We start from the raw sequence: 16039 nt of genomic DNA on the forward strand, positions 1-16039 counted from the left end.
AAGATGCAAACGATGATGGCTACATCAGTGCTGATGAGCTTGATGGTCCGGTTGACGTCACTATTGAGATGCCAGTTAACACACCCAAATTGGTGACACCATCACGGTAACCAATCCTGATGGCAGCACAGAAGACTATATCGTCACACAAGACGTATTAAATACCGGTCTACAAATCAGCTATCCACAAAGCGACTTCCCAGAAGGGCAAGAAGTCACGGTTTCGGCTGTGGTTAAAGATGAGGCTGGTAATGTCACACCAGAAGGTAGCAGCAGCGCTACCGTAGACACTACAGCGCCAACCGCACCAGAAGTTGCGATTGGCAACGGTGACGAGTTCATTACTGAAGACGAAATCGACGCAGACGGTAACGTACCGGTTACGGTTACCCTACCAGAAGATGCCGAAGCGGGCGACACGGTCACGGTTAACGGACAAGACACCGTACTCACTGAAGAAGACATCACAAACGGTGAAGTCGTGGTTGACGTACCCGCCCCAGCCGAAGGCGAGACCTTAGAGGTTGAAGCCACGGTTACCGATGAAGCGGGTAACGAAAGTGCCCCAGGTACAGACAGTGCTACCTTAGACACTATAGCGCCAACAGCACCAACCGCACCAGAAGTTGCGATTGGTAACGGTGACGAGTTCATTACCGAAGACGAAATCGATGCAGACGGTAACGTACCGGTTACGGTTACCCTACCGGAAGATGCTGAAGCGGGCGACACGGTTACGGTTAACGGACAAGACACCGTACTCACTGAAGAAGACATCAAACGGTGAAATCGTGGTAGACGTCCCAGCACCAGCCGAAGGTGAAACGCTAGAGGTTGAAACCACCATCACCGATGACGCAGGTAACGAGAGCGCGCCTGTTAATGACAGTGCGACGGTAGATACCAGTGCCACTGATGCCCCAGTACTACAGATTGGTAACGGCGACGACTTCATCACTAGCGACGAAATCGATGATAACGGTAACGTACCGGTCACAGTCACCCTACCAGAAGGCGTAGAAGTTGGTGACACGCTAAGTGTCAACGGTGAAGACAAAGTCCTTACCCAAACAGACGTAGACACCGGTGAGGTTGTGGTTGACGTACCAGCACCATCAGAAGGCGAAACCTTAGAGGTTAACGCCACCATTACTGATCAAGCGGGTAACGCAAGTGATCCGGCAACTGACAGCGCCACCGTAGACACTCAAGCACCAACCGCACCGACAGTTGTGATCGGTAACGGCGATGATGTTATCACTGCTGACGAAATCGTAAACGGTGAAGTGACAGTAACTGTCGGCTTACCAATAGACGCTCAAGTAGGTGATGTGGTCACGGTGAATGGCGAAGCACAAGCGCCATTGACTCAAGCACAGCTTGATGTAGGTGTAATTACTACCACGGTAATAGCGCCAGCTGAAGGAGAGATCTTGGACGTTGACGCTACCATCACTGATGTTGCCGGTAATGAAAGCGCGCCAGGTACAGACAGTGCGACGGTAGACGCTGTTATTCCAACTGCTGCACCAGTTGTTACCATTAACGATGTAGATAGCGATGGAAATATTGATAGTGAAGATTTAAATGCTGATGGCACTGTAACAACGACTATCACCTTCCCAAAAGATTCAGGCTTTAGTGAGGGCGATACTGTAACTATTACTAAGCCAGATGGTACTACAGAGCAAGTTGTGTTGACTGCCAATGACCTGACCAATGGTATTGAAACAACGTTTATACCTTTAGATGAGAACAACACCAACGTTATCAGTGCTGTAGTAACTGATCCTCAAGGTAATATATCTCCTGAAGGTTCTGATCAAGCCATTACTGACTTGGTGTTCCCTGATGCTGCGCCAACTATTAGAATAACTGAAGATTCGAATGATGACGGTAGTATTAATGCTAGTGAATTACAAGATACGATTGATGTTAGAGTGACATTACCTGTTGGTACAGCAGAGGGTGACACGCTTAGTGTTACAGGCCCTAATGGTACTGTAGACTACACTGTGACCCAACTAATGATTAACAATGGTTTGATACTAAACTATGACCAGTCGTTAGTGGCTGAGGGCGGCACAGTAAACGTTTCGGCTATCATCAAAGATAGTGCAGGCAACCAAAGTACAGAAAGCACTGATAGTGCAGTGCTCGATACTTTGGTAAACACTCCAACCGTAACGCCAAGTACTGATGACGGTAGTGTTACGATTGATCCTCCTGCGGATACTGATGTTGCTTCTATGACCATCAATTATCAAGACGAGTCAGGTGTATTAGTTGAGTTAATTGCGGTAAAAGACAACTCTGGTAATTGGACGTTACCATCAACTGCCCCGACAGGCGTTACTATTGATAACGGCACAGGCACAGTTACCATTGCTGAGAATTCAGTTTTAGATGGATCTACTGTCACTGCTACTGCGACAGATGCAGTAAATAATGTTAGTGATCCTGCTACCGGTATTGCAGGCAATGACACGCTTATACCTGGTGATAGTGATGGTGATGGTATACCAGATGCGGCAGGTGCGCCAGTGGTCGTGATTGAAGATGGCGGCGATGACTTTGTTAACGCTAGTGAATTAGATAGTAATGACGAAGTGGGCGTCACTGTGACTTTACCAGCAGATAGTGGTTATGAGGCTGGAGACGTTATAACCATAACAAAGCCAGATGGCACAACTGAACAAATCACCTTAACTGATGATCTAATTGCTAATGGTATTGTTACCACATTTACACCTATTGATGGTCAACTAAATACGGTAACTGCAATAGTTGCAGATCGAGATGACCCAACTATTACTTCTACTCAAGGTGAAGACACTACACAAGTCGATATTACGGCCCCTCCAGCGCCTGTTATAACGTTTGTAGAGGATAGCTCACCAGACGACGGACAATTAACGCTTCAAGAATACTTAGCAGGCAATGTCGATGGTCTTGATGAAATCTCTGTTCAGATTGATATACCAGCTGGTGTTGCGGTAGGCGATACGTTGACGGTAACTAACCCTGATGGAACTCCACGGGAATACTCAATCACTCAAGACATGATCGATAATGGCTTGCAGATTGATTATCCAGTCTCGCAGTTTCCCTACGGTATAAGTAAAGCAGTAACGGCGAAAATTACCGATGCAGCTGGCAATACATCGCTCTTAGCATCTGATACGCTAACTAATGCCATTGAAGCGCCGACGATCACTGTTGACCTACAGGACTATATTGATGCTACAGACCCTGCAACTGGTTCGATTAGTGGTAACGTCGTTACGGGTACAGGTATACCAGACAGTACTGTTACAGTGCAAGATCAGAGCGGTCAGGTTGAAACCGCCACTGTCGATGCAGATGGTAACTTTAGTGTCACTTTTGCTAATGCTCCTACAGGTAGTATTGAAATCAGTACAGTCGATTTATCTGTATTAGCTACCGTGACGGGTACGGTAATAGACGTTGCAGAGGGTGAGGTGGTGACACTAACCATCCAAGAGTTTGATGAAAATGGGATGCCAATAGGCGATGCCATCGTAACCAGTGCTACAGTTGATGCCGATGGTAATTACTCTACAGAGGTTGATGTATCTAGTTTGAATAATACAGACCAAACTGGCGATGCAGCTCAAGACGAGCATACCCTCGGTGTGGTAGCGCAAGCTACTAACTTAGGTGGTACCAGTTCAGCCACTGATTTACTTTCAGAAAAAGCGGCAGATGCTGGATTCGTTATCGATAATCCAGCTATACAATCTGCATTTGATGGAACAGGATTAAACAATGATATGTCATTGGTTTATGGACCATCGGAAACGCAAATTTTACGTGATCAATTCCCAAGTTATCTTACGGGCTATACCATTTCTGAAGAAACCAGCTTTACTGACCCGTTATTATTTACTAATTATAATGACACTTTGATAGTTGATAATTCATTAAATATCTTGGGTAACGATGCTGGTGCTCCTAATGACGGCGGAGATCCGAATAACTATGGATCTACAGATGCGGATAGGAATCTAGTATCAGTTGATACAGGAGATGGGGATGACACATTAGGCTTTACCAGCATCAATACTGGCGTAGATGCTCGAATTTATATGGGTGAAGGTAATGATGAATTAATTATCTCTGAGGATGATATCCCTACTGTTGCACGTGTATTTACAGAATCAGGTGATGATATTGTCAGAGTTGCTGACAATGTAAGTGGCGAAATTTATACCGGTAGTGGTAGCGACGAAATATACATCGATGGAAACTTATATTCTGACGGCGTGGCAATCACCGGTTTAGTCGATTTAGGTAGCGGAAGGCCGATGCCGAGCTCTTATCTCTCTGAATATCAAGATGGGTCAGGGTTAAGTCTAGGTAATGACGATAATACTGATAGTGCATCGGATACAAACTTGTTAAGAGTTGGCGGTTCTATAACTGGTGAAGTATTTGGTGGGCTTGGTCAAGATACTATTGAAGTCACAGGTAATATTGGTGCTGGAAATATTGGTAATGATAATGTTGCAAGTATTAATACTGGTGGTGGTGATGATAGCTTAACAGCTGCAAACTTGGTAAATGGTCAAGTAAGTACTGGAGACGGTAATGACGTGGTCAATGTAGGCGATATCAGAAATCAATCCTTTGTTAATAGTGGGGCAGGTGATGATGAAATCAATCTGACTGGTAACCTAAATACCCTATCCTATATATGGTCTGGTACCGGCAATGATACCATTAATATTGATGGTTACATCAGTGACTCGTCGGATTTATTATCTGGCGCTGGTGATGACAACTTAACGGTTGGTGGTGATATTGACGGCGATGTAAATATGGGAACAGGTAATGATTCTATAACTGCTTCACGTTTCACTGGAGATAGTATTACTGGAGCTAAAGTAGAGATGGGTGATGGTATTGATTCAATAACCTTAACCGATGTCGTGACAGGCGCTGGTTATAATGCTAGATTAGATAACATTACCAATGTTGAATTAATAGATTTAAGCTCCGCCGGTCAACAGGTCTTAGATTTTGTTAATGCAGAAGCGGTTCGTCAGAATGGTTCCGGCAACGATGATAATACCTTATACATTAACGGTACCAGCGAAGATGAAGTCAATATCGGTAGACAAAGCTCAGCTGGCAACGGTTATAATGACGTAGCGTCGGATTCAGGTCAATGGCAATTCGACACTGCTAACGACAAGGTTGTAGATAGTGTTAATTATAATCTATGGACTTACGATGGAGATAACGGTCAAGCTCAAGTCTATATTGCTGATACAATTAATGTTATTTAATCTACAATAAAACTTTGAATTTAAAATTGGTTAAAAAAACGTCCTCACAATGAGGGCGTTTTTTATTTATCATAATGTACAAGAAATTAAAAAAGCAATTTGATATAATCCACTCTTATATAATTTAACAAATTAGTATTGTATTATGCCGTACAAAATCTCAAATCCTCAAACCTTTAATCCCTTGAATAATCATATTGGAACCAATCAATATGATGGTGATCATCAACAACCTAATAGTGATGAAGCTCATAATCATACGAGTAATGATATAGAGTTTACAACTTTTAATTCTAACCAAATAGATATTATAGATGCAAATAAAGGCGATCATTTAGTCAAATCTCAAATCAAGCATTCAAGCGAACACCTAATTGAGCATAAAGGTACCAAATCAGCTCGCTTTAAAAAGCTCCAAAAAAAGCTGCGTAAGCAAGTATCGCATGCAATTCGTGATTTTAATATGATCGAAGAGGGCGATGTGATCATGGTATGCGTATCTGGCGGTAAAGACAGTTATACGCTACTAGACATTCTATTATTTCTAAAACGAATTGCGCCTATTAACTTTGAAGTCGTTGCAGTAAACTTAGATCAAAAACAGCCAGATTATCCTGAAGATATATTGCCAAATTATTTAAAAGAACAGGGTATACCGCACTACATTTTAGAAAAAGATACCTATAGTGTGGTCAAAAGTGTGGTACCAGAGGGTAAGACCTACTGTTCAGCGTGTTCGCGCCTGCGCCGTGGTTCACTATATGGATTTGCGAAACAAATTGGTGCTACCAAAGTTGCATTAGGTCATCATCGCGATGATATATTAGCAACATTCTTCTTAAACTTGTTTCATGGTGGTAGTTTAAAAGCCATGCCGCCAAAGCTGTTAAGCGATGATAAACAAAACATTTTAATTCGCCCATTAGCTTATGTCGAAGAAAAAGACATTATTAAATATGCGCGCTACAAAGAATTTCCTATCATTCCATGTAACCTATGTGGAACTCAGGAAAACCTACAACGCGCTATGATTAATGATATGCTGCGCGAATGGGACGATGCTCACCCACAACGTTTGGCTTCCATATTTAAAGCGATGCAAAATATTGCACCATCACAACTAGCTGATAGAGATCTATTTGATTTTGAAAGTTTAGAATTAGATAGAGATGATAACGAACGTCCATTTGAAGGCATGAATATTCAAGTGGGGGTTGAGTCTGAACTTTCTGTCATAGGTCTGCCAACGCAGCCAGATGTTAAGCCTTTTGGTACCAGTAGTGATTTTAAAGCCCATAGTGATAGTCATCAAGACAAACGTCGAAGCAAGATACCCACTATTAATCCTATACTATAAAATATAACTTAAAATATTAAACAAAAAAAAGAAGAACCATAATGGTTCTTCTTTTTTATAGTTTTTTAGTTTTAACCAAAATCAATAACCATAGTCAAATAAATCTAAAATGGTTATAAGGCACCGAGTGCAAGTACTACATATGTAGGCTAAGCGAGGTTAATGCCGTAACTGTTTAGTAGTTCGCTGACTATAGTTTGCTGATTAAATAAAGGGCTATAGTCTCTCTTAACGTTATTTATCAAACGACTTTAAAGGTTTAAATTCAATTCTATCCTGAGGTAACTGACCCACACTGGTAAGGCGCCAGTTTAAATCGTCTTCGCTACTGACCTGAACATAGTACTTAGATGCCAATTCGTAAAGTTCAACATTAGCAGAATAAATGTTTTTATTTTGATGAGTCAGTACCGTGTCTCTATCTTTATTAATATCAGTCGCGTGTGAAATGGATAATTTCAATTCATCAGGGTAATAAATTGGCGTCCCGTCTTTTAGATTACCAGATTGCAAGCTTATTTCTGGATAATTAAGGATAAAAACAATGTCACCATTTTGCGAGAAAGTCATGTCACCATTTAAACCTAAATCATGCGCCAGCTTATCGCGTGACACATCTTGATATAGGGTTTTTCCGTCCATATACCAATCATCTCGAACAACAGTATCTTTAATTTGTACCGAATAAAAAACAAACCAAATGCAAGCCACAACCACAAACAAAGGCAGACCGATGACGAAAATTAATACCATGTAATTTTTATACCAAGGCTGAGTATCACGATGGCCATAGCTGTTTGTTTGATTCATTTTATTCATGTAAAACCTATAAAATAACTATTTTTGAGATGTAAATACATTTGTTCTTTCAGCATGATATGCCCCATCTTTACTATCGACATTGAATGTTATGGGTATTTCAGTCTTTTCGATAGTATTTGGATCTGCGGTTACGCTAACTGGCATGTCATAACTTTCACCAGCATTCAAAAATACACTTTCAAAACGCGTAATTAAACTAAATCCTTCTGGTGCAGATATTGATAGTACATAGTCATGCGGCTTTTGAGTTTTGTTGGTAATTTTAATAATATAACTATTAGAAACTTTACCCTCTGATGTGACTGAAGATAAAGAATTACGGTCACCACGGACATCAATTTGCAACGGTACTCTATCTACTAAGGCATAGGTCATAACGCCTATAAATACTGACAATAATAATAGATAAGCAAACAGTCTTGGTCTTAGGTAACGACTTTGCTCATTCTCTACCAATTGCCTTTCCGTGGTGTAACGTATCAAGCCACGTGGATATCCAACCTTGTCCATTATATCATTACAAGCGTCGATACAGGCAGCACACTGTATACATTCAACTTGAAGTCCATCACGAATATCAATACCTGTAGGACATACTTGAACACACATGGTACAAGAAATACAATCTCCTAGATCTTCGGGATGGGTGCCTTTTTTACGAGGTCCTCTAGGCTCACCTCGATTATAATCGTAGGAGACAATAAGCGTGTCTTTATCAAACATCACACTCTGGAAGCGCCCATATGGACAAATGTGTATGCACATAAATTCGCGCATGTATGCCGCATTGGCATACGTTGCGAACGTGAAGATAAACATAGAGACCCAAACCCATGTGGGCCAATCTGGAAATGGTATACCCCCTATAAATTGCCAGCTACCATATAAAAAATCTGTACCCGCTACATAACTGACAAAGGTTGATGCAGTAATAAGCGCCATAACAAACCAAATAAAATAGATCAATAATTTTTTCGCTATTTTACTGGCAGAATTTGGCTGTTTATCAAATTTAATGCGTTTGTTACGATCGCCAATCACCCATTTTTCAACATGCTGAAACAAATGAACCCAAATTGTTTGAGGGCACGCGTACCCACACCACACACGTCCAGCATATACAGTAACCATAAATAGTGTAAAAGCGGCAATAATAAAAAATGCTGCAACAAAAAAGAAATCTTGAGGGAATAAGGTGAGACCAAATATATAGTAATGTTGACTAGGTACGTCAAACCAAATTGCTTGGCGACCCTCATATTTAATCCAAGGTAAGATTAAAAATAGTGCCAGTAAAAAGTACATACTAAATAAACGTATGCGCTGATAAAAGCCATCTGTGAACTTCGGATGAATACGTTTTTTTGTGGCATCAACATCATGTACTGGAATCATTTGGGGGGAGGGGGCTGACATAAAGTTACCTCTAAGGATTAAATCTATTATGCTGGCTATTAGATATCTATAGTCTTAACCGTATAAATATCTGATTGTCATATTTTAACACTTAACCGTCTAAAAATGGGGGTGTGCGTAAAGAGGAATGCTGCTATACCTATATAAAATCTACATGTAATTCAATAATATATAATTTCAAAAACATCTATACTCTAAAAAATATCTATAATCTAATACAAAAAGAAGTTTCAAAATACACAATTATATATTACATAATGGAGACGAATGAGCAAAAATAAAAGAGGGACTGTTTAACAGTCCCTCTTCTACAATTTAATTAAATATTACTTAATTTTAAAGCTTTATATCATCATCTAAAAAATTATTCAGCAGCGACTTTTTGTGATGACTCAGAAGTAATCACGGCGTTATTAGATAATGAATAAACATAAGCAGCAAGAAGCATAATACGCTCATTACCTAACTTAGTTTCCCATTCTGGCATAACACCAGCACGGCCATAACGAAGTGTATCACGAATGGTCTCACGATCCCCACCGAATACCCAGGCACCATCGGTTAAATTAGGTGCACCGATATTAATATCACCAGTAGCATCTTCACCATGGCATATGAAACATTTAGTGTCATAAATCTCTTTACCTTCAGCTATCAATGAAGGATCTAGTTCCGTAGGCTCTTGATTATCTGAGATAGATAAGACATATTCTGCGGCTGCACGAACCCCTTGTTCTCCGATATCATCTCGTTGAGCAGGCATAGGTAAAGGAGCATCTGGATCTAAATTTACATGCCAACCATTATGAAGCGTAAATAAGATATTTTCAGGCTCACCACCGTGTAACCAGGCATCATCCGTGAGATTAGGATAACCAGGCGCACCTTGTGCAGTTGATCCATGACATACTGAACAGTTTTGTAAGAATAAACGTTCGCCAGCCATTAAAGCACGCTGATTTTCAGTGAGTTCTAATACAAAGGGTGCCAACGTATCTAATTCTGCGTTGATCTCATCTTCTAACTCTTTACTACGCTCAGACTTGATCGGTTCTTTAGCTTGAAGAGAGGCGAGCTTTGCTAATTGTTCTTCAGCATTTGGATTTTGAAGAAACGAATTATAAAACGACGTTTTAAAAATCTTATCATTCTTCTCAAGATTACTATATAACTCGTTTTCTTGAGTCCAAGGGACCGTTTCGCCATTTACTTCAACCGTAGAAATACCTTTGAAATGACTAGGAAAAATAGCTGGGAATAATAAAAAGTAAAGTAGTGCCCAAACTATTGAGCCAAAGAAGATAACTAACCACCATTTAGGTAATGGTTTATCATACTCTTGAATAACGTCATCATAAGTATGACCAGTTGTACCATCTTCTGCTAAATCTGGTTTGTTACGCAATACAAAAAGTAACACGCCAAGAATACCTAGCCAACAGGCTAGAGTTAAGATGGTGATCCACGAACTCCAAAATATACTCATCTTTTATCCTTATTGCGTGAGGTAGCAGAGGACGCATTTAAGTCATCGTCTAATGCTAGTTGTGCATCTTGTTCAAAGCGCTTCTTATTTTTAGGGGAATACGCCCACCATGCGATGCCTATAAAAGCTATAAAAGCCCCGACAGTCGCAAATATTTGTAAGTCGCTCATGCTCATTATCTTTGACCCTCCATCGCAATACCTAATTGCTGAAGATAAGCGACTAAAGCATCAAGCTCTGTAGCACCTAAAACCTCGTCGGGTGCTTCTGCAATATCTGATTCAGTATAAGGAACACCGAAACGATCGCGGAACAAACGCATTTTTTCTTGAACTTTAGTACCGTCTACTTCACGTTCGGCTAACCATGGGAAACCTGGCATAACTGATTCAGGTACTAAAGATTGAGGATTAATTAAATGCTTCTTCTGCCAATCATCAGAATAACGACCACCTACGCGTGCTAAATCAGGACCTGTACGTTTTGAGCCCCATAAGAATGGATGGTCCCATACAGATTCTGCAGCGCGCGAGTAGGGTCCATAACGCTCAACTTCAGCACGTAGTGGACGAACCATCTGAGTGTGACAAACGTGGCACCCTTCGCGAATATAAATATCTCGACCTTCAAATTCCAATGGTGTCCAAGGTTGCATTGTAGGCAGTGGTTTGTTCACACCACCTTCTTCGGGCGACTTATAGTCAAAAATTAATGGAACAATCTCTACTAATGTTGCAAAGCTAATTGCAATAACAATAAAGATGACCAGCAAGCCCGTATTTTTTTCAATTATTTCATGAGGTGTACCCGCCATGATATCTCCTTAAGCGATTGCTGGTTTATACATTAACAGACTGAGTGTCTTTATCATCATCGATGATAGGTGAGTGATTGGTTGGATCAGCTTCGTCAACAGGACGAGCGCTTGGCATCTTAATCGTTTTATATGCATTATATGCCATAACTACCATACCACTTACATATAGAAAACCACCAAATGCACGACCAATATATGGATAATGCGAGAACGTTACGGTCTCAATAAAGTTGTAAGCAAGCGTTCCATCTGGATTCGTTTGACGCCACATCATACCTTGGCCAATACCTGAAATCCACATAGATACGATATAAAAAATTGTACCAGCAGTCGCCAACCAGAAATGCGTATTAATCAAGCTGATTGAATACATTTTCGGTTTGTTGTAAATACGTGGGATCAATACATATAACGAACCCATAGTAATCAAACCAACCCAGCCCAATGCACCAGAGTGTACGTGACCTACCGTCCAGTCAGTATTATGCGATAAAGCATTGACTGTTTTAATAGACATCATAGGACCTTCAAACGTTGACATTGCATAAAATGACAATGAAACGATCAAGAAGCGAATAATAGGATCGGTACGAAGTTTGTCCCAACTACCTGATAGGGTTAATACCCCGTTAATCATACCACCCCAAGAAGGCGCGAATAAGATGATTGAGAAAACCATGGCCAAAGACTGAGTCCAGTCAGGAAGTGCAGAATAGTGAAGATGGTGTCCACCAGCCCACATATAAGATGCTATTAAAGCCCAGAAATGCACAATAGATAAACGGTACGAATAAATAGGACGACCAATTTGAACGGGTACAAAGTAATACATCATACCTAAGAAAGCTGCTGTCAGATAAAAACCAACCGCGTTATGACCGTACCACCACTGAACCATTGCATCAGTAGCGCCACCAAATAATGAGTAAGACTTAAATAATCCTACTGGAATGGCCATACTATTAACGATATGAAGTAAAGCAATCGTAATGATGAAAGCCGCGAAGAACCAGTTAGCCACATAAATATGAGATGTTTTACGCTTGATTAGCGTGCCAAAGAATACTATTGCATAAGAAACCCAAACAACAGCAATTAAAATATCAATGGGCCATTCAAGTTCTGCATATTCTTTAGCGCTAGTAATACCTAGCGGTAAAGTAATGACAGCAGAAACAATAACTGCTTGCCACCCCCAAAAGGTAAACCAAGCTAAGTAAGGAGCGAACAGTCTGGTTTTACAAGTACGTTGTACAATGTAATAAGAGGTTGCAAACAGGGCACAACCACCAAACGCAAAAATAACCGCGTTAGTATGAAGCGGTCTTAAACGACTAAATGTTAGCCAGGGAATGTCAAAATTTAAAGCAGGCCAAGCTAATTGAGAGGCGATAAATACTCCCACTGCCATGCCTATAACTCCCCAAACGATAGCCATGATGGTGAAAAACCTAACAATGGTTATTTCATAATCACGATCAACAGGAGAGACTGCTGTGTTATTTATACTCATTGGAATACTTCCTATACAGCCTTAAGTAGCAAAGGTGTTTACCAAACAAAAGTAGCCCTAAATCTGAGTATTAAGAAATTATGTTCTTAATCTAAGTGTAATTAAAAACACATTCTTTAGTCAATAAAATGGCTAACTGAACTGGTTAAACATAATTACTTATAATATAAAACCACTTTCGTTTGGCTGTTAAACCTGATGTTATCTAAATATGTAACTATTGTAACGCATAGCCTACAAAATATCATCTGACGAAACAGTCAAATAATAAAATATCCGTAAAAATTTTGTGGATAAGAATTTTTTGTATAGCTTAGCATAACGTCTTATAGGGCTAGCGATAATAACTCCTAAATAAAATAAAAATGACTTGTAGAGTCAAATATTCGCGAAACCTTAAAATTATTTGTACAATCAATGCTAAATCAATAAGTTCATGTTAATTTGTCGCTTACGGGTGCAAAGAAATAAATTCTTTATACAATGATATATAGTAAGCTTTGAATCTACCGATTTAATGTCTTTTTTAAATTCGCGATTCATTTTGCAATGATAAGCTATAGACATCACAAACTTATACAGGTAGTATTTTAACTCTATTTTCAATTTAACTCTATTTATAATTCAACAAGGAATGTCTTATGGCTGTTTTTTTATCAGATGAATGGTTTTCAGAAGTAGATCGTTTAACTCAAGAAGCGGGTGATTTAAATTTGCCCCCAGCATTTTCTGACGTTAAAGTGAACCTTGATGTCAGTGATACTGCAAATGGTGATGTCCAAGCACATTTAGCAGATGGCGTATTAAAAAAAGGTGAGACTGATGCGCCGACTACTATTAAAACTGATGAGGCCACAATCAAAGAGATTATAATGGGCGGCGATGCCAATCAGGCTATGCAAGCCTTTATGTCTGGTAAGTTACGTATCGAAGGTGACATGAGTCAGGTCATGACACTACAAAGCGCAAAACCTAGCGCAGAGCAAAAAGAGTTATTTAAGAAAATTTATGCTGCAACTGATAAAGCTTAATTTATAATTTTTTATAATGCACTCAGTAACGTGTTTTTGCTTAAGCTTATTTTAAAAAGAAGAGCGCCAAAAGTGGCGCTCTTCTTGCTTTAGCTCATTAGCCAAAAAATATCAGTTCAAGGAGATGAGTAAAATATCAATAGCGAGGAGTTAAGATATAAATCTAATGATTCAATTCTAATTCATATTCAATAGATAGAACATGAACAAACTACCAGAAAGAAAAAAGCAAAGTGGTAAAATATAATGAGTATAGACTCGAACTAGTTCAGAAGTTTCATCAATCAATAGAGTCAAAGCAGTACGAGTAGAGGGTAGCGTGCTATGAGTATTTGAAGTAAATGTTAATTTAGTATCATCTAACATCGGTTTTAATTTGTTCGCTGATTTATTATTATTTATAGGATGAGTCTTTATAGGCATGTCATTCGACTCTTTGATTGAAGAGGTGTCATATAATAGATTGTTATTTATATTTTTCATCAGCAATGATGAACTACTTGAGTCACTACCGACTCGTATTAAGTTTGATTGATGACCATCTAAGATGTTATTGAGCTTATGAAGATGTAAATGAGCAGATGTAAATAAGTATTTATTATCAGCACTCTTATTGGCATAAACCTTATTAAGCAAAATCTTATTTACCGAAACATTATTTGCAGCGTTACGGGTACCATCATAGGTATGATAAGTTAAGTGAGAAATCTGCGATTTTTTAGTCATAACACTTCAACACAATATATGAATTATGTTTAAAATTAAAAATATATTAAACAGTAGTTACCAAATACCTATAAATTGCTTTATAAAAACTTAAGAAAATATCATAAATTCTATATTTACAGGGGTTTGTAACATCTTAACCTTAATATATATAAGTTGTAAATAACTAATTTACCAAAAGTCAACCAATTTAAGAGTATTAATTAGTTTAAGTAAAAAATGACAAAAGCCAATCACTAAGATTGGCTTTTGTCATTTTATTAAGACTAAGTTCTTATAGTTACTATTTAATTCGATTGATTCTCATGATAAATAGCAGCTTGTAGCCAAATATTAGCTTGAATATAGTCATTGACTTGTATCGTTGAAGTATCATCGGTCGTTTTGGCAGCAATTCTAACTACAAAAGGCGACGCTTCAGGTTCGCGTAATATAGCGACATCAAATAAAGTCAGGTCTATATCAAAAAAGCGTTGATGATGAATGCCTAATACCTGACCTTGACACCATGCCTCATCTTCTTGGCCCAACGTCTCACCGAATAAGTATGCACACATATTGCCAAGATTAATTTCAATAGGGGCTAAAGGTTCATCCGTATCAGGTTGCCACTCATCAATAAGCGCCTCTAAATTATCTGGTACAACCCCATTATTATTAGCTACAATATCATTGTAAGCTCTGTGATAACGAATTGCTTCAGGATCTTCTACCACGATTATCTCATCTTTATCGCTAGGTTCAATAGAGTATGCCCAACCACTAAAGTTTACAAAATATTCGTCCGATTTACGGTACATATCATGATTGGCAGCATAAAACTGATCAAATGCGTAGATGATGCTCCCATCTTCGCTGACCAAACGCAAAACCGCATCTTTCGTATTATTATTAGCAATGATTCTATCGACTTTGCAAGTCAATCCATATGGGCTGTTTACACAAGGATAAGCATTAATAAAGGTCTGAGGTTTGCCATTATCCATGGCTAAAACTTGATTGATATGACACATCTCATTTGAAGATATCAGCAGTTGTTTAGCATTATCTTTAGTTAATGAGGCATCCAAGCCTGTAGCAATCGTAGCCGTATCAATAGACTGCTGAAGCCAATCTGGAACTACGTTTGATATGTCATTCGTTAATATTTGCCAATGATCACCATGGCCAGCAGTTTGTTCTTCAGTTAAAGAGAGGGTGGTCGGTTGTTGGTCGGGGTTTTGCGTGTATTTATAAGTGTGCGTAGTCATATTTAAGTTACTTATAATTAGAGAGGTTTAAGAAATAATAAAAGAGGTTAAAGTAAGCTTTGTTAGTTATATAAATAGGGGCAAGTTATACGAATGCAACCTTAAATTGTATGCAAGCTCATATTAAAATACCTCACTAAGTTAAAAAACTAATTCATTAATCATATATAGCCAAATCTTGAGCGTTGTGTCAAACTATGCACATTTCATTATTTGCTAAAGAATTCTATACAGCCTTTTATGAGCTAATGACTTAATATTAACGAATTACTATCTATTAATTAACTAACATCTATTTAATTAACTAAT

Annotated in this window: 12 protein-coding genes; 4 read left to right on the top strand and 8 right to left on the bottom strand. The window is 39.0% G+C overall.

Features of this window, described 5'->3' with window-relative positions:
- The first annotated feature begins 229 nt into the window (after positions 1-229).
- From AC2SLP_RS01290 to ttcA, 3 genes are all read left to right on the top strand, one after another.
- Complete coding sequence (locus tag AC2SLP_RS01290) at positions 230-787, top strand: hypothetical protein (protein WP_486534822.1); 558 nt, start codon at positions 230-232, stop codon at positions 785-787.
- Between the two features lie 4 nt (positions 788-791).
- Positions 792-5312 carry a beta strand repeat-containing protein gene (locus AC2SLP_RS01295; protein WP_486534823.1) on the top strand — a complete coding sequence of 1507 codons (4521 nt, stop codon included), beginning with the start codon at positions 792-794 and terminating at the stop codon, positions 5310-5312.
- 145 nt (positions 5313-5457) lie between these two features.
- Positions 5458-6669 (top strand): tRNA 2-thiocytidine(32) synthetase TtcA, encoded by a 1212-nt coding sequence (gene ttcA, locus AC2SLP_RS01300; protein WP_486534824.1) that lies wholly within the window; start codon positions 5458-5460, stop codon positions 6667-6669.
- A gap of 234 nt (positions 6670-6903) precedes the next feature.
- Here the strand turns inward: ttcA and AC2SLP_RS01305 are convergent, their stop codons facing one another.
- From AC2SLP_RS01305 to ccoN, 6 genes are all read right to left on the bottom strand, one after another.
- Positions 6904-7488, bottom strand: coding sequence for a FixH family protein (locus tag AC2SLP_RS01305; RefSeq protein WP_486534825.1), 585 nt, complete (start codon positions 7486-7488; stop codon positions 6904-6906).
- Positions 7489-7506: 18 nt separating this feature from the next.
- Entirely contained in the window at positions 7507-8907 is a 1401-nt protein-coding gene (gene ccoG, locus AC2SLP_RS01310; RefSeq protein WP_486534826.1) for a cytochrome c oxidase accessory protein CcoG, read from the bottom strand.
- Between the two features lie 364 nt (positions 8908-9271).
- Positions 9272-10393: a c-type cytochrome gene (locus AC2SLP_RS01315; protein WP_486534827.1), complete on the bottom strand. Its 1122-nt coding sequence runs from the start codon at positions 10391-10393 to the stop codon at positions 9272-9274.
- Positions 10390-10569, bottom strand: coding sequence for a cbb3-type cytochrome oxidase subunit 3 (locus AC2SLP_RS01320; RefSeq protein WP_486534828.1), 180 nt, complete (start codon positions 10567-10569; stop codon positions 10390-10392). The genes AC2SLP_RS01315 and AC2SLP_RS01320 overlap by 4 nt, the downstream gene beginning before the upstream one ends.
- Complete coding sequence (ccoO, locus tag AC2SLP_RS01325) at positions 10569-11207, bottom strand: cytochrome-c oxidase, cbb3-type subunit II (protein WP_486534829.1); 639 nt, start codon at positions 11205-11207, stop codon at positions 10569-10571. The genes AC2SLP_RS01320 and ccoO overlap by 1 nt, the downstream gene beginning before the upstream one ends.
- 25 nt (positions 11208-11232) lie before the next feature.
- The gene (gene ccoN, locus AC2SLP_RS01330; protein ID WP_486534830.1) at positions 11233-12723 is read right to left on the bottom strand and encodes a cytochrome-c oxidase, cbb3-type subunit I; all 1491 of its coding nucleotides are present in this window, start codon (positions 12721-12723) and stop codon (positions 11233-11235) included.
- A 641-nt stretch (positions 12724-13364) separates the two neighbouring features.
- On the opposite strand from ccoN, the gene AC2SLP_RS01335 reads away from it, so the two are divergent.
- A complete protein-coding gene (locus tag AC2SLP_RS01335) occupies positions 13365-13754 on the top strand; it encodes an SCP2 sterol-binding domain-containing protein (protein ID WP_486534831.1) in 390 nt (129 codons plus the stop codon).
- Between the two features lie 177 nt (positions 13755-13931).
- Here the strand turns inward: AC2SLP_RS01335 and AC2SLP_RS01340 are convergent, their stop codons facing one another.
- Positions 13932-14480 (bottom strand): hypothetical protein, encoded by a 549-nt coding sequence (locus AC2SLP_RS01340; protein ID WP_486534832.1) that lies wholly within the window; start codon positions 14478-14480, stop codon positions 13932-13934.
- Positions 14481-14767: 287 nt separating this feature from the next.
- A complete protein-coding gene (locus AC2SLP_RS01345) occupies positions 14768-15730 on the bottom strand; it encodes a hypothetical protein (protein ID WP_486534833.1) in 963 nt (320 codons plus the stop codon).
- Positions 15731-16039 lie beyond the last annotated feature (309 nt).

The sequence above is a fragment of the Psychrobacter sp. CX21 genome, from assembly GCF_057396255.1.